18 protein-coding genes are annotated in these 18,147 nt (G+C 68.2%); 13 read left to right on the top strand and 5 right to left on the bottom strand.

The genetic code is table 11. The features are described 5' to 3' along the window. Window positions 1-84 precede the first annotated feature (84 nt). The 3 genes from ABZ552_RS01535 to ugpC all read left to right on the top strand — a co-directional run bounded on the left by ABZ552_RS01535 (window position 85) and on the right by ugpC (window position 3,633). Window positions 85-1,335 (top strand): helix-turn-helix domain-containing protein, encoded by a 1,251-nt coding sequence (locus ABZ552_RS01535; RefSeq protein WP_357435182.1) that lies wholly within the window; start codon window positions 85-87, stop codon window positions 1,333-1,335. 137 nt (window positions 1,336-1,472) lie between these two features. Further along, window positions 1,473-2,459 carry a phosphotriesterase-related protein gene (locus ABZ552_RS01540; RefSeq protein WP_357435184.1) on the top strand — a complete coding sequence of 329 codons (987 nt, stop codon included), beginning with the start codon at window positions 1,473-1,475 and terminating at the stop codon, window positions 2,457-2,459. A gap of 91 nt (window positions 2,460-2,550) precedes the next feature. Then, window positions 2,551-3,633, top strand: coding sequence for a sn-glycerol-3-phosphate ABC transporter ATP-binding protein UgpC (gene ugpC, locus ABZ552_RS01545; RefSeq protein ID WP_281876350.1), 1,083 nt, complete (start codon window positions 2,551-2,553; stop codon window positions 3,631-3,633). A gap of 148 nt (window positions 3,634-3,781) precedes the next feature. Here ugpC and ABZ552_RS01550 read toward each other — a convergent pair whose 3' ends face one another. Continuing rightward, a complete protein-coding gene (locus ABZ552_RS01550) occupies window positions 3,782-4,300 on the bottom strand; it encodes a helix-turn-helix domain-containing protein (protein WP_357435186.1) in 519 nt (172 codons plus the stop codon). A gap of 111 nt (window positions 4,301-4,411) precedes the next feature. Between ABZ552_RS01550 and ABZ552_RS01555 the strand changes: the two genes are divergently transcribed. Beyond that, the gene (locus ABZ552_RS01555; protein ID WP_281916286.1) at window positions 4,412-5,584 is read left to right on the top strand and encodes an acetyl-CoA C-acyltransferase; all 1,173 of its coding nucleotides are present in this window, start codon (window positions 4,412-4,414) and stop codon (window positions 5,582-5,584) included. A 622-nt stretch (window positions 5,585-6,206) separates the two neighbouring features. Here ABZ552_RS01555 and ABZ552_RS01560 read toward each other — a convergent pair. Together ABZ552_RS01560 and ABZ552_RS01565 are read right to left on the bottom strand one after the other, a co-directional pair. Then, window positions 6,207-6,545 carry a hypothetical protein gene (locus tag ABZ552_RS01560; protein WP_281876353.1) on the bottom strand — a complete coding sequence of 113 codons (339 nt, stop codon included), beginning with the start codon at window positions 6,543-6,545 and terminating at the stop codon, window positions 6,207-6,209. 36 nt (window positions 6,546-6,581) lie between these two features. After that, window positions 6,582-6,977 carry a hypothetical protein gene (locus tag ABZ552_RS01565; RefSeq protein WP_281876354.1) on the bottom strand — a complete coding sequence of 132 codons (396 nt, stop codon included), beginning with the start codon at window positions 6,975-6,977 and terminating at the stop codon, window positions 6,582-6,584. 105 nt (window positions 6,978-7,082) lie between these two features. On the opposite strand from ABZ552_RS01565, the gene ABZ552_RS01570 reads away from it, so the two are divergent. The 3 genes from ABZ552_RS01570 to ABZ552_RS01580 all read left to right on the top strand — a co-directional run bounded on the left by ABZ552_RS01570 (window position 7,083) and on the right by ABZ552_RS01580 (window position 9,197). Continuing rightward, on the top strand, window positions 7,083-8,072 hold the full coding sequence (locus ABZ552_RS01570; RefSeq protein ID WP_357435188.1) for an o-succinylbenzoate synthase: 990 nt from the start codon (window positions 7,083-7,085) through the stop codon (window positions 8,070-8,072). A 182-nt stretch (window positions 8,073-8,254) separates the two neighbouring features. Beyond that, window positions 8,255-8,716 carry a hypothetical protein gene (locus tag ABZ552_RS01575; RefSeq protein ID WP_281876356.1) on the top strand — a complete coding sequence of 154 codons (462 nt, stop codon included), beginning with the start codon at window positions 8,255-8,257 and terminating at the stop codon, window positions 8,714-8,716. Between the two features lie 22 nt (window positions 8,717-8,738). Then, on the top strand, window positions 8,739-9,197 hold the full coding sequence (locus tag ABZ552_RS01580) for a hypothetical protein (RefSeq protein WP_281876357.1): 459 nt from the start codon (window positions 8,739-8,741) through the stop codon (window positions 9,195-9,197). A gap of 186 nt (window positions 9,198-9,383) precedes the next feature. Here ABZ552_RS01580 and ABZ552_RS01585 read toward each other — a convergent pair whose 3' ends face one another. After that, complete coding sequence (locus ABZ552_RS01585; protein WP_281876358.1) at window positions 9,384-9,896, bottom strand: TIGR04338 family metallohydrolase; 513 nt, start codon at window positions 9,894-9,896, stop codon at window positions 9,384-9,386. A 106-nt stretch (window positions 9,897-10,002) separates the two neighbouring features. Beyond that, window positions 10,003-10,851 (bottom strand): DUF2786 domain-containing protein, encoded by an 849-nt coding sequence (locus tag ABZ552_RS01590; RefSeq protein WP_281876359.1) that lies wholly within the window; start codon window positions 10,849-10,851, stop codon window positions 10,003-10,005. 190 nt (window positions 10,852-11,041) lie between these two features. On the opposite strand from ABZ552_RS01590, the gene ABZ552_RS01595 reads away from it, so the two are divergent. From ABZ552_RS01595 to ABZ552_RS01620, 6 genes are all read left to right on the top strand, one after another. Then, window positions 11,042-12,343, top strand: a complete 1,302-nt coding sequence (locus tag ABZ552_RS01595; protein ID WP_159841247.1) for an ABC transporter substrate-binding protein — start codon at window positions 11,042-11,044, stop codon at window positions 12,341-12,343. A 113-nt stretch (window positions 12,344-12,456) separates the two neighbouring features. Further along, window positions 12,457-13,416, top strand: coding sequence for a sugar ABC transporter permease (locus ABZ552_RS01600; RefSeq protein WP_281881210.1), 960 nt, complete (start codon window positions 12,457-12,459; stop codon window positions 13,414-13,416). Further along, window positions 13,416-14,309, top strand: coding sequence for a carbohydrate ABC transporter permease (locus tag ABZ552_RS01605; protein ID WP_281876360.1), 894 nt, complete (start codon window positions 13,416-13,418; stop codon window positions 14,307-14,309). The genes ABZ552_RS01600 and ABZ552_RS01605 overlap by 1 nt, the downstream gene beginning before the upstream one ends. Window positions 14,310-14,698: 389 nt before the next feature. Beyond that, window positions 14,699-16,972 (top strand): transglycosylase domain-containing protein, encoded by a 2,274-nt coding sequence (locus ABZ552_RS01610; protein WP_281876361.1) that lies wholly within the window; start codon window positions 14,699-14,701, stop codon window positions 16,970-16,972. 250 nt (window positions 16,973-17,222) lie between these two features. Further along, entirely contained in the window at window positions 17,223-17,681 is a 459-nt protein-coding gene (locus ABZ552_RS01615; protein WP_159841243.1) for a GyrI-like domain-containing protein, read from the top strand. A 9-nt stretch (window positions 17,682-17,690) separates the two neighbouring features. Then, the gene (locus ABZ552_RS01620; protein ID WP_039803156.1) at window positions 17,691-18,116 is read left to right on the top strand and encodes a GyrI-like domain-containing protein; all 426 of its coding nucleotides are present in this window, start codon (window positions 17,691-17,693) and stop codon (window positions 18,114-18,116) included. The last annotated feature ends 31 nt before the right edge of the window (window positions 18,117-18,147 follow it).

Consider the following 18,147-nt stretch of genomic DNA (forward strand, 5'->3'; position numbering starts at 1 on the left):
GGGTTCCCGCAGGCAGCCGCACCGCGCCTCCGGCACGGGCTACGTTGGGGACGCGGGACCAAGCCGGTGGATGGAGGTGTCGGCGTGACCGGCGGCGAGAACGAGGTGGTTCGCACGGTCGTGTCGACGATGCTGCGCGATCGCGACGATTTGATCGCCGAGTTGTCGGCGGTGATGCGCGCGCAAGTCGTGACGCTCGACTCGGACGCCCGGCTGCGGGGGCTGTTCGAAGCGGGCACCACCGACAACCTGATGTCCGCCCTCGACTTCGTGCAGAACGACGCCGCCGAGGACGACGTGCACGCCCCCGATCGGGCCCTGGTGTACGCGCGCACGCTCGCGCAGCGCGACGTCCCGCTGTCCGCGCTGATTCGCGCCTATCGGGTGGGGCACGCCGGGTTCCTCGACATCGCGATGCGCTACGCCGTGGAACTGGGCGGTCCCGACAGTTCGGCGGCCATCATCCGGATCGTGCACCGCAGCGCGGTGTACATCGATCGGGTGTGCGAGCACGTCGGCGTCGCTTACGAACAGGAACGCGACCGGTGGGTGGGCAGCCGCGGCGCCCTGCGGCAGGAATGGGTGGCGCGCGTGCTCGACGGCTCGGCCGACGACATCGGGCAAGCCGAGCAAGTACTGCGCTATCCGCTGTCCGGCCGCCACATCGCGGTGAACGCCTGGACCGAGCCGCAGCTCTCGGCGCGGGCCGCGGTGGACGTGCTCGATGCCGTTCGCGCCGCGCTGGTTCCACTGTTCGGCAACCCGCGCCGGGCGCTGGTGGTACCGACCGACGAACGCGAAGTCCGGCTGTGGTTCGCCGTCGCCGAGGACGCGACGATCGACGCCGGGGCCATCGAACGCACGCTGTCGGCCATGTCGTTGCCGGTGCGGGTGGCGCTCGGCGGGTGCGACGCAGGCGTGGCCGGATTCCGCCGGAGCCTGCGCCAAGCCGACCGCGTACGCGAACTCGTGCTGCTCGCCGGTTCCGGCGCGCCGCGCGCGGTGTCGCACGACCAGGTGGCGGCCGTCGCGCTCCTGGGCGGCGACATCGAGGAACTGCGCCACTACGTGGCCGACTGCTTGGGTGAGCTCGCCACCGACAACCAGCGCAATCTCTGGCTGCGCGAAACCCTGCGCGTCTTCTTGGCCAGCAACCGCAGCTACGCCGCCGCCGCCGAGGAGCTGGCGGTGCACCGCAACACCGTCCAGTACCGGGTGCGACAGGCGCTCGAACTGGTCGGCGACGTCTTCGACGATCACGACCGCACGCTGCATCTGCATCTCGCCTTGCAAGCCGCGCGCTGGCTCGGACCAGCGGTGCTGCGACCGGTCTGAGCCGCGACCGGGCGAGGTAGTTTCGTGCGCTCCGCACGAAAGTTGTACGAAGTTTCGGTGCCCGCGACTATGGCCCACCTCACATATCGGTTCGTAGCATTTCCGCGAATGCGCAGCTCAGATGAGGAGAAGTCGCTGTGTCCATGCTGGAAACCATGCGCGGGCCGATCGATACCGCTGATCTCGGAGTGACACTGATGCACGAGCACGTTTTCGTGCTCACCGGGGACGTCCAGCAGAACTATCCGGCCGAATGGGGTTCCGAAGAAGAACGCGTCGCCGACGCCGTGCGCCGGCTGCGCGTCGCCTACGACGCGGGTGTGCGCACGATCGTCGACCCGACAGTGGTCGGGCTGGGCCGCTACATCCCCCGGATCCAGCGGATCGCCGAGCAGGTGCCGGTGAACCTGGTGGTGGCCACCGGTATCTATACCTACGGCGATGTCCCGTTCTTCTTCCACTACCGCGGGCCCGCGCTGAACGAGATCGTCGGCGCGCAGGTCCCCGACCCGATGGTCGACATGTTCGTCGCCGACATCCGCGACGGCATCGCGGGCACCGGGGTGAAGGCGGGCATGCTCAAGTGCGCGATCGACCGGCAAGGGCTCACGACGGGCGTGGAACGGGTGATGCGGGCGGTCGCCAAAGCCCATCTCGAGACCGGCGTCCCGATCACGGTGCACACCCATCCGGAGTCGCGTGCCGGGCTCGATGTGAAGCGCGTGATGTGCGACGAGGAAGGCGTCGATCCCGGCCGCATCGTGCTCGGGCACAGCGGCGACACCACCGACTGCGATCACCTCGCCGAACTCGCCGACGCGGGCTTCGTGCTCGGCATGGACCGCTTCGGCATCAACCTCGACACCACCTTCGAAGCCCGCGCCGACACCCTGATCGAGATGGTGCGCCGCGGCTACACCGATCGGATGGTGCTCTCCCAGGACGCGAGCTGCTACATCGACTGGATCGAGCCCGCCGCCATGGCGGCTCTGCCGCAGTGGCATTACACCCACTTGTTCGAGGACGTGTTCCCCTACGTGCTCGATCGCGGCGTCACCAAGGATCAGATCGACACCATGCTCGTCGACGTCCCGCGCGCGTTCTTCGAGGCACGCGCACGCTGACGTGGCCCGTCGCCGGGCGGCCCGATAGGATCGCCGCACCCTTACTCGGATCGTCCGGCACGTTCCTGCCGGGATGGGATGTGAATTCGTCATGGCCACTGTGACCTTCGACAACGCGACGCGGCTCTACCCGGGCTCCGTCAAACCCGCGGTGGATCGGCTGAACCTGGAGATCGAGGACGGCGAGTTCCTCGTGCTGGTCGGCCCCTCGGGCTGCGGGAAGTCGACCTCGCTGCGCATGCTCGCCGGTCTCGAGGACGTCAACGGCGGTCGCATCCTGATCGGCGACAACGACGTGACGCACGCCGAGCCGAAGGAACGCGATATCGCCATGGTGTTCCAGAACTACGCGCTCTACCCGCACATGACCGTCGCGGAGAACATGGGCTTCGCGCTGAAGCTGGCCAAGGTCGCCAAGGCGGAGAAGGAGCAGCGGGTGCTGGAGGCGGCCAAGCTGCTCGACCTGGAGCCCTTCCTGGATCGCAAGCCGAAGGCGCTGTCCGGCGGTCAGCGCCAGCGCGTCGCGATGGGCCGCGCGATCGTGCGCCAGCCGCAGGTGTTCCTGATGGACGAGCCGCTGTCCAACCTGGACGCCAAGCTGCGTGTGCAGACCCGTACCCAGATCGCGCAATTGCAGCGCAGGCTCGGCACCACCACGGTGTACGTCACGCACGACCAGGTCGAGGCGATGACCATGGGCGATCGGGTCGCCGTGCTGAAGGACGGCCTGCTGCAGCAGTGCGCCACGCCGCGCGACCTCTACCGCGACCCGGCCAACGTGTTCGTCGCGGGGTTCATGGGTTCGCCTGCGATGAACCTGTTCACGCTGCCGGTCACCGACGGCCGGGTAGAACTGGGCGGGCACGCGATCGCGCTGCCGCGCACCGTCGCCGACGAGGCGGGCAACACCGTGACGGTCGGCATCCGTCCGGAACACTTCGAGCTGGGCGACGGCTCCGGCATCGAGATGGAGGTCGACGTGGTGGAGGAACTCGGTTCCGACGCCTACATCTACGGCCGCACCATCGCCGAAGGCGGGACCGACGGCGCGGGCGAAACCATCGTCTCGCGGGCGGATTGGCGTAACCCGCCCGCGAAGGGCACCCGCCTGCGGCTGGCCACCGACTCCGAGCACGTCTACTTCTTCGACACCGAAGGACGCAGGCTCAACTGAGCGCCGCCGAGGGGCGCGCTCCTCGGCCCTCCGTGGACGCGCGGGCCGCACGACTTCGGTTCTCGGCTCGTACCCACGGATAAGCCGCTCACATTGCTCGGCCAGTCGCGCCGTCGCCGGTCGGCGGCGCGCCTGTCCGGCGCGGGCATCAGTCCGTCGCGTCCGATCGACGGCGTGCGCGCCGCTGCCGCGCGTAGTCCTCGTTGAGTCGCACGCCCAGTTCCTCCAGCTCGATCTCGCGACCGGATTCGCTGCGCACCTGCACCCGCACCGGTGCGCCGGTCGCTTCCTCGACCAGAAGCAGCGGAGCCGCCCCCGGTTGCAGGTAGGTGTCGCCCCACTGCATCAGCGCCAGCACGGCGGGCAGCAGATCGCGGCCCATCCGGGTGAGCACGTACTCGTGCCTGGTGCGCTTGCCTTCCTCCTGGTAAGGCCGTTTCGTCAGCAAGCCCGCCTCGGTGAGCTTGCGCAACTGGGCCGCGGCCGCCGCGTCGGTGATGCCGACGCGGCTGGCGAACCCGTCGAACCGCCGTGTGCCGTAGTACGCCTCGCGCAGGATGAGCACCGCCGAGCGCGTGCCGATGATGTCCATCGCCTTCGCGATCGAGCATTCGTCGGGTTTCCAGGCGCTGAGATCGGCCAACGGTCCTTCCATCACTGCTGCCATGACCGACATCATACCGATGCTGACTTGCCTTAACTATTGCCAGAGGTAGTCTGACTATGTGTTGATAGAGCCAGGCATGGTGGCCGGGCTCTCGGTCCGGAAGGAAGCACCATGAGAGACGCGGTGATTGTCGAAGCGGTACGCACCCCGATCGGCAAAGGCAAACCGAACGGCGCACTGCACAACGTCAACGCGGTGGACCTGCTGGCCCACAGCCTGCGCGAGGTGGTGGACCGCAGCGGCATCGATCCCGCACTCATCGACGACGTGATCGGCGGCGTGGTCACCCAATTCGGCGAGCAGGGCGCGAACATGACCAGGCGGGCCGCACTGGCCGCCGGATATCCCGAATCCGTCCCGGCGACCACCGTCGACCGGCAGTGCGGCAGCAGCCAGCAGGCCATCCACTTCGCCGCGCAAGGCGTGATCGCGGGCGCCTACGACATCGTGGTCGCCGCGGGCGTGGAGTCGATGGGCCGGATCCCCATGGGCTCCAACCTGGTCGGTTCGGACGACATCTCCGGCGTCGGCTTCGCCGAGCGCTACCCGGAGGGCCTGGTGTCGCAGGGCATCAGCGCGGAGCTGATCGCGGCCAAGTGGGGACTGACCCGCACCCAGCTGGACGAGTTCGCGCTCGCCAGCCACGAAAAGGCCGCGCTCGCCACCAAGAACGGCCTGTTCGCCAGGGAGCTGGCCCCGATCAACGGGCTCGCCACCGACGAGGGCATCCGGGTCGGCAGCACGCTGGAGACGCTGGCGGCACTGCGTCCCGCGTACTACGACCCGGCCATGGCCGCCCGCTTCCCGCAAATCGGCTGGGAGATCACGGCGGCGACCGCGAGCCAGGTCAGCGACGGCAGCGCGGCGGTGCTCATCATGACCAGCGAGCGCGCGAAGGAGCTCGGCCTGAAGCCGCTCGCCCGGTTGCACAGCTTCGCGGTGGCCGGCGACGATCCGCTGCTGATGCTCACCGCGGTGATCCCGGCGACCAGGAAAGTCCTGCAGCGCGCGGGTCTGCGGCTGTCCGACATCGACCTCGTCGAGATCAACGAGGCGTTCTCGCCGGTGGTGCTGGCCTGGGCCCACGACACCGGCGCGGACCTGGCGAAGGTCAACGTCAACGGCGGCGCGATCGCCATCGGGCACCCCCTCGGCGCCTCCGGCGCCCGCCTGATGACCACGCTCGTGCACGCCATGCAGGACCGCGGCGCCCGCTACGGCCTGCAAACCATGTGCGAGGCAGGCGGCCTCGCCAACGCCACCATCGTGGAACGACTGAGCTGACCCATATCGCCACCGGCGCTGCGTGTCCGTACAGTTCGATACAAAGCACGCAGCCCGGTGGCTTCGGGCGCCGCCGAAATAAGCGGCTCGACAGCGTCTTCGACCAGGCCAGCTCCGATGGCGCTGCGAACAAACACAGCCCAGGTTCGCCTCTGCGTGGCGGGCGCGTAGATCGGTTGATTCGAGTGGTCAGCGGCTCCGAACCGCGCCGCAATGGCCGCGAGCTTCATCGCAACGCCTCCGGCGTACCGCGACTACGTCTTCGAGCAACCGCTTTCGCGAACTCCGAACGGCCCGCGAACACCCTTACCGCAGGCGCTGGAAGATCACACAGCCCGGCTCGCGTTTGCGCGGCCGCCGCGTACGCGACGAAGCAACACAGCGGCGGTCGATCGAACCGACACAACCACCACACCGCGCGCCCTGATCAGCAAGCTTCACCACCGACGCCACCAGCGCACCTCGACCACGACTTTCGAGCGAAGCGAGACCGAGCATCCGCCGTTCGCGGCCCGGCTCGCGTTCGAGCGGCCGCCGCGTACGCGACGAAGGAGCAAGCGGCGGTCGCCCGAACGCGAGCCACAAAGGGGCCGCGAACACGCCGCGCGAAGGCGCGGCAAATTCAATACGACACCAGCACGACCGCGATCAAGAAACCGATCAGCCAGGATTCGAGGATCAAGGGGACCGCGATGAGCGGGGTCCAGGCGATCGGTCGTCGGTCGCGCACTTTCTCGATCACCGAGATGATCGCGGCGAGCACCGACGCCGCGATGCCCGCCCAGGCGACGACCTGCGCCCACGGCAGGTATCCGACGCCGCGGCCGTCGCGGCCGTCTCGTGCGAGCACATCGTAGAGCGGCACGAAAGAGGCCATCAGCCAGCCGAATCCGAGCACGATCACCGTACCCAGCGCGACACGCAGGGCGTCGGTCGTTCGCTGCCGGATGTTGCGCGCCATGCGATCAGCATGACCGGCCGTCGGCCGCACGGCATCTCAAGAGCCGGTGTAGACCTGGGAAGCCAATGCGACGCCTCCGGCGAACGAGAGCACGATCAGCACGATCGCCAGCACCGGCCAGTACCACATGTACCAGCGCTTGATCGCGGCCAGGATGAGCATCCCCGTAGCCCCGACGACAGCGAGCGCGGTTCCACCCCAGGACACCGCGAACGCCCAGCCCAGATAGTCGGTACGGCAGTTGTCCGTCCCGCATGGATCGCTGGCGAAGGCGAAGAAAAGCGTGAAGTAAGCGGCGGCGGAGCCGAGGACGGCCGCTACGCAGTACAGCACGATGGCGAGCACGACGTCCCAGGTCCGCACCGGCCGGTGCCCGGCGGGCGGCGATGCGGGCGCGACGTGCGGCGGCCAAGGCTGCGGGGTGTGGACCATGCCGCCAACGATCCCCTCCAGCGCGTCTCGCCGACTCCGGGAAACTACTCGAGTCCGCCTGCGCAATCCCGCGATGGGCCCCGTAGCCGCCTAAGCTGGTCGGCGATGAGCGACTCCGCAGCGCAGAACGTCGTCTACGCCATCCCGATGCGCACCCGCTTCCGTGGCATCTCGGTGCGGGAAGGGATGCTGATCCGGGGGCCCCTCGGGTGGGGCGAGTTCTGTCCGTTCCCCGAATACGACGACCGCGAAGCCGCCGCCTGGCTGGCCACCGCCCTGGAGCAGGTGACAACGGGCTGGCCCGAGCCGGTCCGGGATCGCATCCCGCTCAATTGCACGGTGCCCGCCGTCGACCCGGAGCAGGCGCACGCGATCGTGGCCAGGTCCGGCTGCCGCACCGCCAAGGTGAAGGTCGCCGACCATCCCGACTCGCTCGCGGAGGATCTGGCCAGGGTGGAGGCGGTACGCGACGCCCTCGGCCCGAACGGCGCGATCCGGGTCGACGCGAACGCCGTCTGGGATGTCGACACGGCCGTGCGCGATATCCAGCGGATCGATAAGGCCGCAGGTGGCCTGGAATACGTCGAACAGCCGTGCCGGACCATCGAGGAACTCGCCGCGGTGCGCCGCCGTGTCGACGTGCGCATCGCCGCCGACGAATCCATCCGCCGCGCCGATGACCCGCTGCGGGTCGCGGTCGCCGGCGCCGCGGATATCGCCGTGCTCAAATGCACGCCGCTCGGCGGCGTTCGCCGCGCCCTGCAAGTGGCGGAGGCGGCGGGACTCCCCTGTGTGGTCTCCTCCGCTCTGGAGACCAGTGTCGGGCTCGCCGCGCAACTGGCGCTGGCCGGCGCGCTCCCGGAACTCGATTTCGCCTGTGGCCTCGGCACTTTGAGCCTGCTCATCGGTGACGTGACGCGGGGATCCCTGCGTGCGGTCGACGGCTACCTCCCCGTCCTGCGCACCCCACCCGAGCCGGAACCGGAACTGCTGGAGAGCCATCGCCACCCCGACGCCGAGCGCACCGCATGGTGGCAGGATCGCTTGGCTCGCGTCAGTGCGCTGCTCTCTCAAAGTACAAAGCGGCCTGGATGATTGGGGCGGCAATCGATCTCAACGGGGTGCGCATCTGCGGTGGTATCCCGATGTGCTGGGTCGGGTTCGGGCGATGGCGGAGGGCGGAGGGCGGAGAAAAGAATTCGCTGAACGATGGAACCGATCGGGGTGCTTCGACGTCCAACCAGATGAAGAACCAAAGATTCAACTGGGGGTAAGCGATGACGAAGTACGCGAAGAACATCGGGACGATCGCGGGTGGGGTGCTGACGGTCTTGATGACTACTTGTGTGGCATTGCCCGCCGCCGACGCGGCGCCCGGGCCGGGCAACGCGAACTGCCACGTGGACGCCGTGAAGGCCATGAATCCGCACAATTCCAAGGGCACGCCGACCGACATCGTCGGAAAGGGCAGTATCAAGTGCACGGCGGACATCGACTCGCTGTACATCGATGTCGAACTCCAGCGCAAGGAGGGTGGGAGCTGGAAGCGGGTCGCTGGCGGTCACAACGAGGCCACCAAACCCACCGCGGGGACCAAAATCGTTGCCCAAGGTGCCACCACCTGCGCGGACGGAGAGTACCGGACGGCTGCTCGCGGGGGCGGCGTGTACGGGGGAGTACCCTCTCAATCCTCGGCGTGGAAGTACTCGGACACGGTGGTGAATCCGTGCGGTAAGTAGTGCCGAGGCGGGCAAGGTTCGAGTGGGCTGGGAGGCCGGGGTGAGTGGGACGGAATGGGAGATGTTCTGCTCGGAGGTGTTTGCCATCGCCGAGCGTTACGCCATCCAGATATTTTCGAATCCCGGCACCCTGGTGCTCTCCAGCGGATCCTCGTCCACGGAAGCCGAAGCACGCGGGGCCAATCCACACATCGAACTGGTGGATATGGGCGACGCCGCGGTGCGCATCGAAACGGGCTGGTGCGTCCGCGCCGTCGCCGACTACGAAATCCAATTCGAGGACAAGCCGTCCCAGGCGGCCGCGGCGGTCGAGGCGATCATTCTCGGGGGCGCCGAAGAGTATGTGATCGTCGATGACGACGACCGGTGGGTGGCGTTCGGGTGGTGTATTCGGGGCAAGGATTCCCTGATGTCGCAACCCCCGCACATCACCTCGGGACGAAAGGCGGTTCGTCGGCTCCTGCCGTGGCGATCGGCGTGACCGTGCGGTAAGTAGCTCGACCAAGCCGACCCAGCTGCCGTCGGTGCAGCGTGCCCAGCCGTGGAGTCGGCCGGGCACGGTGGCGGTCGAATCGAGGCCACCGACCTTCACGCGCATCGGCACCTTGTCGCGTCCGAAGCCGTTGGGTGGAACGGTGGGGATGGCTTTGGATAGGCGGCGGCGGGCTCAGCCGATCCGCACGCCACAACCGAGCATCGTAGTGCGCAGCAGCAACGCCGCTTCCGGGCCGACGACGCCGTCGACGAGTTCGACGTACCGGTCGCAGAATTCCGGGCCGTGCGCGGCCACCGACCCGGGCGCGGACTCCAAGTGATGCGCCAGTTCGTGCAGGATCACCAGTTCGCGCAGCGCCCAGGCGGTGCCGCCGGTGTGCAGCGGAACCGCCAGGACGTTCCCGGCCGCCTCGTAGTGCGCGGCGGTCGCCCCGGCGCGCGAGCGGACGCGCACCGCCACGGCGGCCCGCTCCCAGCGCGCCCGTACCCAATTGAGCGCCAGCACCTTGTCCGTATAACTCTGTACGGATTCCACCGAGGCGAAGCGGCGCTCGATCGGCAGCGTGAGCTGCGAACCGTACAGTTCGACGGTGCGCGCACCGTGCTCGTCCGCACGATCGAACACCCCGCGTACCAACTGCTCGGCGTCGTAGACCTTGGCGCGCTGGCTGTCGCGCACGGTCATCGCCGCACGACCGGTCGCGCGGCGGCGAGCAGCAGCCGATCGCCCGCTCGCGCCGAGGGCACGCGGTTATGGCCGCCTCGCCCACCGCCCGTGCTGTTCACGCTGGTCAACTGCTGCCCTCAGAGGAGGTCAACCTCGCACGGGCAGCGGGGAGTTCGGGGGAGGTTCCGATCCGGGCGGCCCTGCCCGCGCGGTCCCCCGCCGCCCGTGCCGCGGCAGAATGCCCCGCCGACGCCTGCGGCCCACGCCAGGTGCCGCGCGCCTCCGAGGTCTTCGCGTAGAAGTCGGTGAGCTCGATTTCCTTGTTCCGCAGAGCCAGCGCGGTCCCGGCCGCATCGGCGTCCCGCGGCAACACCTCGGCTTCGACCTCCGCCTTCACCTCGGCCAGCCGCCGCCCGATCCGCGCGGCGAACGCCATCTGGAAATTCAGGCGCGCCGTCACACCCGCGACGGGCGCCTGCACCCGCCGCCGGACCTGGCGACCCCACCGCTTCTCCACCACGATCTTCTCGACCGTGGCCGATCGATACGCGCCCGATTTGATGTACTGGTCGGACGCGCGCACCATCTGCACGAGCAGGCTGGCGTACAGCGCTTCGCAAGTATCGATATCGGAGTCGAACCCGTAGGCGTAGACCTGCGTCGAAGTCCGGGCGACATCGCAGCGCACGTCGTTCGCCGCCGCGATCGCGACGAACAGCTGAACGTAGGTACGCAACCCGCGTTTGCCCGGCTCGCCGATCGGAATGATCCGCTGCACCGGCGTCGGCCTGCGCTCACGCCCCGCGATATGCGCCCGCGCCACCGCGAGATCGATGGACGACTTCGTCGCCAGCCGCTGAGCAGCGGCGAGAAACGCCTCGGCCTCATGCTCGTTGTCGGTCGATTCGGCCTTGCGCAGCAGCCCACCGATGCGTGTGAGCATCCGATCGGGAACCGCGTTCGGCGAAGACATCGCGCCCAGCCTAGTGGGCTCAGCCGAACAAGGCCCGACCGCGGCACCGCGCCGACTCGAGCGCACCGCCCCGCCGCCGCGCGGGCTCGACTTCGCGCCACCGTCCCGCACGCTGGATCGACACCATGTATCTTGCCTTGTGCACCGGCAGGGTGTGCTGCCGCTCACGAATGATCCTGGAGTGTTTGCGATGGCTGTTAAGAAGGTGACGTCCCTACGTTCGTCGCTCGTGCCACGGGCCGCGGTGGCGGTCGCTTCGGTCGGGCTGCTGACCGCGACGTTCACCAGCGCCTGCTCCAGCGACAGCGGCGGCAGCCCGACCAGCCAGAACCTCACCGGTCGCGGCCCGATCACCTACGTCGAGGGCAAGGACACCACCGAGACCGGCGCGGTCAAGCAGCTGATCGAGCGCTGGAACGCCGCGCACCCGGACGAGCCGGTGACCTTCAAGGAACAGTCGAACGACGCCTCGCAGCAGTACGACGACCTGGTCGAGCACATGCGCTCCAAGCAGTCGAACTACGACGTGGTCGCCCTCGACGTGCCGTGGACCGCCGAGTTCGCCGCCAAGGGCTGGATCCAGCCGCTGAAGGACTCCTTCGCCATCGACACCAGCGCGCTGCTCTCCCCGCCGGTCGCCAGCGCCACCTACAACAACACCCTCTACGCCGCACCCCGCAACACCAACGGCGGCCTGCTGTTCTACCGCAAGGACCTGGTGCCGAACCCGCCCAAGACCTGGAACGAACTGCTGGCCCAATGCCCCATCGCGCGCCAGCAGAACATCGGTTGCTACGCGGGCCAGTTCGCCCCCTACGAGGGCCTGACGGTCAACGCGGCCGAGGTGATCAACGCCTACGGCGGTAGCTTCGTCGGCGCCGACGGCAAGACCCCCACGGTGAACAGCCCGCAGTCCCGCGCCGGGCTGAAGGTCCTGGTCGACGCCTACAACAACGGCGACATCCCCAAAGAGGCCATCACCTTCAAGGAGCCGGAGTCCAGCAACGCCTTCGCACAGGGCAAGCTGATGTTCCTGCGCTCGTGGCCGTCCACCTTCGGTGACGTCGGCGGCGAGGCCTCCGCCGTGAAGGACAAGTTCGCGGTCGCCCCGCTGCCCGGCGAGAACGGCGTCGGCGCCTCCACGCTCGGCGGCTACAACGCGGCAATTAGCGCGTACTCCAAGAACAAGGCCACCGCGCTGGACTTCCTTCGCTTCCTGATCAGCGAGGACGCGCAGCACATCGTCGCCGCGGGCGCGCTGCCCTCGGTGCGCGCGTCGATGTACGACGACCCGGCGCTGATCGCGAAGATGCCGTACCTGCCCGCGCTCAAGGACTCCATCGCCAGCGCGGTGCCGCGCCCGGTGACGCCGTTCTATCCGGCGGTGTCCAAGGCCATCCAGGACAACGCTTATGCTGCGTTGAACGGAACCAAGTCCGTCGACGACGCGATCACCGGCATGCAAAAGGGCATCGAAACCGCCGGATCGTGAGCGGTTGAGCGCAACGGACCCGACGAACCCGCAGGAGAGAAACGGTGTCGGATCCTTCGGGAACGGCGACTAGCGTGCCGAAAGACGACGAGTTCGTTCCGGCCAGACGCGGCTTGGCCGCCAACCTGGCGCTGGAACTGCGACGCGCCGGGAAAGCCTGGTTGTTCGTCACGCCCGTGCTGATCGCGCTCGCGGTCGTCATCGGGTACCCCGTGATCCGGGCGCTGTGGATGTCCTTCCAGAAGGACCCGGGGCTCGACCCGGCGACCGGCATGTTCGTCGAGGGCGGCAACGCCGGATTCGCCAACTACACACACTGGCTGCTGCAACAGTGCCAGGTCGCGACCGGCGAGACGGTGGCCTGCCCGACCGGCAACCTCGGCTCGCAGTTCTGGCTGGCCATCGGAACCACCCTGTTCTTCACGGTGGTGACCGTCGCGCTGGAAGCGACGCTCGGCCTCGGCATGGCCATGGTGATGGGCAAGACCTTCCGCGGCAGGGCGCTGCTGCGCGCGGCCGTGCTGATCCCCTGGGCCATCCCGACCGCCGTCACCGCGCGGTTGTGGGAGTTCATGTTCCAGTACGACGGCGTGGTCAACCGCGTCCTCGGCACGCACATCCTGTGGACCTCCGACGCGTGGCCGTCCCGGTTCGCGGTGATCGCGGCCGACGTCTGGAAGACCACGCCGTTCATGGCGCTGCTGCTGCTGGCCGGCCTGCAAGTGATCCCGGCCGACGTGTACGAGGCGGCGCGCGTCGACGGCGCGTCGGCCTGGCAGCGGTTCACCCAGATCACGCTGCCGCTGCTGAAACCGGCCCTGCTGGTCGCGGTGCTGTTCCGGACGATGGACGCGCTGCGGATGTTCGACCTGCCCGCGATCATGACGCTGGGCAATCCGTCCACTCGGACGGTGTCGATTCTGGTGGTCGATCAGGTCCGGCAAGGCCCCAACAGTGCGGCCGCGCTGTCCACGATCACCTTCCTTTTGATCTTCGCCGTGGCGTTCGTGCTGGTGAAGGTGCTGGGCGCCAACGCGGTTCGCACCCAGGAAGAACAGCGGGAGGCGCACTGATGTCCGTGCAGACGGTGCAGAAGCCGGTGACCGACGAGTCCGCCGCCCAGCCGATCCCGTGGACCAAGCGCCTCGGCTCCGCGCGGGTGTACCTGGGTGCGCTGATCGTGCTCGTCTGGGGTCTCGCGCCGTTCTACTGGATGGCGGTCACCGCGTTCCGCGACCCCGACTACACCTTCGACAACACCCCGTGGCCGACGCACGTCACGCTGGAGAACTTCCGCAACGCGTTCGACACCAGCCGCGGCAACGACTTCGGCAAGGCGCTGGTCAACAGCATCGTCATCGGTTCCATCACGACGGTGATCGCGCTGGCGATCGGCGTGATGGCCGCGTACGCGCTGGCCCGGCTCACCTTCCGCGGCAAGTACGTGGTGTCCGGCCTGATCCTCAGCGCCTCGATGTTCCCGGTCGTCGTCCTGGTGACCCCGCTGTTCCAGCTCTTCACCAGCCTCGGCTGGATCGGCCGGTACCAGGCGATGATCATCCCGAACATCTCCTTCGTACTGCCGATGACGGTCTACATCCTCGCGTCCTTCTTCACCGAACTGCCCTGGGAACTCGAAGAAGCCGCGCGGATCGACGGCGCCACCAAACTGCAAGCCTTCCGCCTGGTGATGCTGCCCTTGGCCGCTCCCGCCGTGTTCACCACCGCGATCCTGGCGTTCATCGCGGCGGTCAACGAATACCTGCTCGCCCGTTTGCTTTCCAGCGACAAGACCGAGCCGGTCACCGTCGCGATCGCCCGCTTCTCCGGCAACAACCCGCTGGTGCAGCCGTATGCCGCGATCATGGCGGCGGGCACGATCGTCACCATCCCGCTGGTCATCATGGTCCTGCTCTTCCAGCGCCGCATCATCTCCGGCCTGACCGCGGGCGGCGTCAAGAGCTGAATCTTTTGGCAGCGCCTGCGGCGCTGCGTGTTCGCGGCCCCTTGATGGCTCGTGTTCGGGCGACCGCCGCTTGCTCCTTCGTCGCCTACGCGGCGGCCGCCCGAACACGAGCCGGGCCGCGAACGGCACATGCTCGGTCTCGCTTCGCTCGAAACCAGTAGTTGGGGCTATCTGGTTGCGTCAGGTGCCAACCACTCGGCCTAAGGGTCGCGGTGGCGTCATCTTCCGCGGCCTTCTGGGACTCGACGAACCGAGAACGCGCTCGGGTACGGCGTGTCGATCGTCCGGAAAGTGGAAAGCCGGTGGGGAACGAGCGGGGTAAACTCTGCGTTCGACGCTCTTTTCCGTTCGTTCGTGCAGGTGAGTTCGTCCGACGCTCCCGGGAGGAGATGATCGTGAGCTCGTTCCGCAGACCGCGAGAACGTAGACGCGGCGCCAAGGGGGGACCTCCGACCGCGCCGTATGCCTCGATCGCGGGCTGGACGGAGCGGCCGGGTGCGACGGAGCGGAACGCGCGGGCACGACGCGAACGCGCGGCGGCCCGCCGGAAATCGCGGCTGCCCGCTCCGCGCCCGGCGGAGCCGGATCGTCCACCACGGAGCAGGGCCGAACGCTTCCGCCGCCTACTGCTCGCCTTGTTCATCCTTTTCGGCGTGGTGCCCGCGCTGCTGTCCGTCCTGGCGTACTGGAGCGCCGAGATACCGGATCCGAACGCGGTGCAGACGAATCAGATCGCCACCGTCCTCGCCGCCGACGGCAGCACGGTACTCGCGAAAATCGTTCCGCCGGATGGGAAACGGACGCCGGTTCCATTGTCCGAGGTGCCGCGGCCGGTGCGCGACGCGGTGCTGTCGGCGGAGGACCGCAATTTCTACACCAATCCCGGATATTCGACCTCCGGCTTCCTGCGCGCCGTGCGGGACAATCTGCTCGGGAAGGACAACGCGGGCGGCGGCTCCACGATCACCCAGCAATACGTCAAGAACGCGTTTCTCGGCTCCGAGCGCACGGTAACCCGCAAGCTGCGGGAGCTGATCATCGCGGCGAAGATGGCGCGACAGTGGAGCAAGGACGACATCCTCGCCGCGTACCTGAACACCATCTACTACGGGCGCGGCTCCTACGGCATCGCCGCGGCGGCCAAGGTCTACTTCGACAAGCAGGTGAACCAGCTGACCCTCGCGGAGGGCGCGGTGCTCGCGGCGCTGATCCGGACGCCCTCCATCCTTGACCCGGAAACCCACCTCGCGGATCTGAAGGCGCGCTGGCGCTACGTGCTCGACGGCATGGTCGAGATGGGCGTGCTGGCGCCCGGCGACCGCGACGCCGCCACCTTTCCGCCGATCATCCCGCTGACCCGGATTCCGGACGAGGACGTGGCCCGCGGTCCGGAGGGCCTGATCCGCAACCAGGTGGTGCGCGAGTTGCGCGACTCCGGCATCAGCGAACGCGACTTGAACAAGGGCGCGTTGCAGATCACCACCACCATCGACACCAGGGCCCAGCAGGCGGTCCTGGACGCGGTGCGCGACCGGCTCGGTGCGCAGCCACCCGAATTGCGCGCCGCGGTGGTATCGATCGATCCGCGTTCCGGAGCGGTGCGCGCGTACTTCGGCGGCTATGACGGCCTCGGTTTCGACTTCGCGCAGGCGCCGTTGCAGACCGGTTCGGCGTTCAAAGTCTTCGCGGCGATCGCCGCGCAGCAGCAGAGCATCCCGCTGTCCCGCGTGCTGGACAGCTCCCCGGTGACCGACCGGGGCACCCGGATCACCAACGTCGACGGCGAGTCGTGCGGCAAGTGCACCATGGCCGAGGCGCTGAAACGCTCGCTGAACACCAGCTTCTACCGGTTGACCATGACGATGTCCGACGGTCCGCAGGCCATCGCGGAGGCGGCGCACGCGGCGGGCATCCCGAAGGAACTGCCGGGCGTGCCGGGCAAGACCCTGACCGAGGAGGGCGGGCGACCGCTGAACGGGATCGTGCTGGGGCAGTACTCGGTTCGCCCCATCGATATGGCCTCCGCCTACGCCACGATCGGCGCGTCGGGCGTCTACCACCAGCCCTATTTCGTGCAGCGAGTGGTGACCGGTGACGGGCGGGTGCTCCTGGATCGGGGCGGCGACAAGGTCGGCGAGCAACCGCCCGCGGGCGAGCAACGTATCTCCCGGACGATCGCGGAAAACACCGCCGAGGCAATGCTTCCCATCGCGGCCTACTCCAACGGGCACGCGCTGAAGAACAACCGTCCCTCGGCCGCGAAGACCGGTACCACGCAGCTCGGCACCAGCGACCTGAACAAGGACGCGTGGATGATCGGTTTCACCCCGTCGCTGTCCACGGCGGTATGGATCGGCACCGAGCAGTCACAGCCGATCCGCACCGCGCGCGGAGCCGACATCTACGGCTCCGGCCTGCCCGCCGACATCTGGAAACAGGTCATGGACGACGCGCTGGAGGGCACCCCGATCGAACAGTTCCCCGGCACGCAGGCCCCGGGCCGGCCCAGTCCGAGCAAGCCGCCATCGGGCGGGCCCTACGACATCCTGAATCCACCGCAGCAGTCTCCGCAGCGTGAACCCGCCGTCATCATCCCGTCCAGCCCCCAACCGCCCAGGGAGGTGGAGATTTTCCCGGGGCTGAGCATTCCGGTTCCTGGATAGCGATGATGCTGTGACCTTCCGTCGCCCGGAGGAACGCATGACATGGCAGCATCGTTTGCCAGAGTGAGAGCGAACAGCGAGTGCGTCGGAACGGGCCGACGCCGAAACCGCGGAAACGATGCGGAAGGATATGCGCTCGAGCGACGACAGCGCGGCGCGAGCGACGGGCCCGGAGGCGGTAGCCTGCGCACCATGGAGGGCACCGGGAGCGACGCCGATTGAGGACAGACGAGACATAGGGGCTACGCCGGTGGATTTCAATGTCGTTGACCAACCCGAGACGCTGGTGGCGGGAACAGTGCTTCGCAGCCCCGCGCTCGCGGTCGAGGGACCGCGCCGCGCGAAAGTCGAAGAGGCGTGGAAGCGCAACCTGGCCCGCAAGCTACCCGGGCCGCCGACCACGGCATATGTCGACCACGCGCCGGAGATCAATTCGTACCTGACCCACATCGTCGGCTACCGCTGCCACAGCTTGGCCGACCTGCAGCCCGGCGACGTGCTGGCCCGGGTGCCCGCCGGGCGCTTCGCCCGGTTCATCGCCAGCGGGGACAACCTCGGCGACACCATCGTGAGCATCTGGCGAGCGGTCTGGGACGCGGAGGCCGCTGGGCGGCTCGTGCGGGCCTATACCGGCGACTGGGAACACTATCCGGACGCACGGACGGTGGAAGTCTTCGTGGCATTGGCAGACGATCAGGGCAACGGGTAGGAACAGACAGTGGACTTCGAGATCGTCACTCTGCCGCAGAGCATGGTCGCCGGCCTGACCGTGCCGCTGGCCGGCCGCGAGGTGACCGCGCGTGACCTCGACCTGGTGAACTTCACGTGGGATCGGTACCTGGCGCGGGAGAAGAACGTGCCGCGGGTGGCCGCCTACATCGGCCAGAACGATCACGCCGTCGCCGTGCTCGGCTACGAGATCGGCGGGATGGACGAATTGGACCCCGGTGACGTGCTCACCATCATCCCGCAGGGCCGCTACGCCAAGTTCGTCGTCGCCGACAAGCCCTACGACCTGCTGCGCACCGCGTGGGCGCAGGTGGCGAAGGCGGAGAACGCGGGCACCATCACCCGCTCGCACACCGCCGAGGTCGAGCGCTACACCGGCCCGGCGTCGGTGGAGGTCTACGTCTCGCTGGACTGACTGGACAGCCGATTGTGTACACGTACGCGTG

It is taken from the genome of Nocardia sp. NPDC019219, from assembly GCF_040632645.1.
Lineage (GTDB): Bacteria > Actinomycetota > Actinomycetes > Mycobacteriales > Mycobacteriaceae > Nocardia > Nocardia sputorum.

Bases quoted from the DNA above. Each gene is read 5' to 3' on its own strand.
- ABZ552_RS01575 (WP_281876356.1), top strand. From the start codon at position 8,255: ATGACGAAGTACGCGAAGAACATCGGGACGATCGCGGGTGGGGTGCTG.
- ABZ552_RS01560 (WP_281876353.1), bottom strand. From the start codon at position 6,545: ATGGCGCGCAACATCCGGCAGCGAACGACCGACGCCCTGCGTGTCGCG.
- ABZ552_RS01610 (WP_281876361.1), top strand. From the start codon at position 14,699: ATGATCGTGAGCTCGTTCCGCAGACCGCGAGAACGTAGACGCGGCGCC.
- ABZ552_RS01555 (WP_281916286.1), top strand. From the start codon at position 4,412: ATGAGAGACGCGGTGATTGTCGAAGCGGTACGCACCCCGATCGGCAAA.
- ABZ552_RS01605 (WP_281876360.1), top strand. From the start codon at position 13,416: ATGTCCGTGCAGACGGTGCAGAAGCCGGTGACCGACGAGTCCGCCGCC.
- ABZ552_RS01585 (WP_281876358.1), bottom strand. From the start codon at position 9,896: ATGACCGTGCGCGACAGCCAGCGCGCCAAGGTCTACGACGCCGAGCAG.
- ABZ552_RS01570 (WP_357435188.1), top strand. From the start codon at position 7,083: ATGAGCGACTCCGCAGCGCAGAACGTCGTCTACGCCATCCCGATGCGC.
- ugpC (WP_281876350.1), top strand. From the start codon at position 2,551: ATGGCCACTGTGACCTTCGACAACGCGACGCGGCTCTACCCGGGCTCC.
- ABZ552_RS01550 (WP_357435186.1), bottom strand. From the start codon at position 4,300: ATGGCAGCAGTGATGGAAGGACCGTTGGCCGATCTCAGCGCCTGGAAA.
- ABZ552_RS01595 (WP_159841247.1), top strand. From the start codon at position 11,042: ATGGCTGTTAAGAAGGTGACGTCCCTACGTTCGTCGCTCGTGCCACGG.
- ABZ552_RS01590 (WP_281876359.1), bottom strand. From the start codon at position 10,851: ATGTCTTCGCCGAACGCGGTTCCCGATCGGATGCTCACACGCATCGGT.
- ABZ552_RS01565 (WP_281876354.1), bottom strand. From the start codon at position 6,977: ATGGTCCACACCCCGCAGCCTTGGCCGCCGCACGTCGCGCCCGCATCG.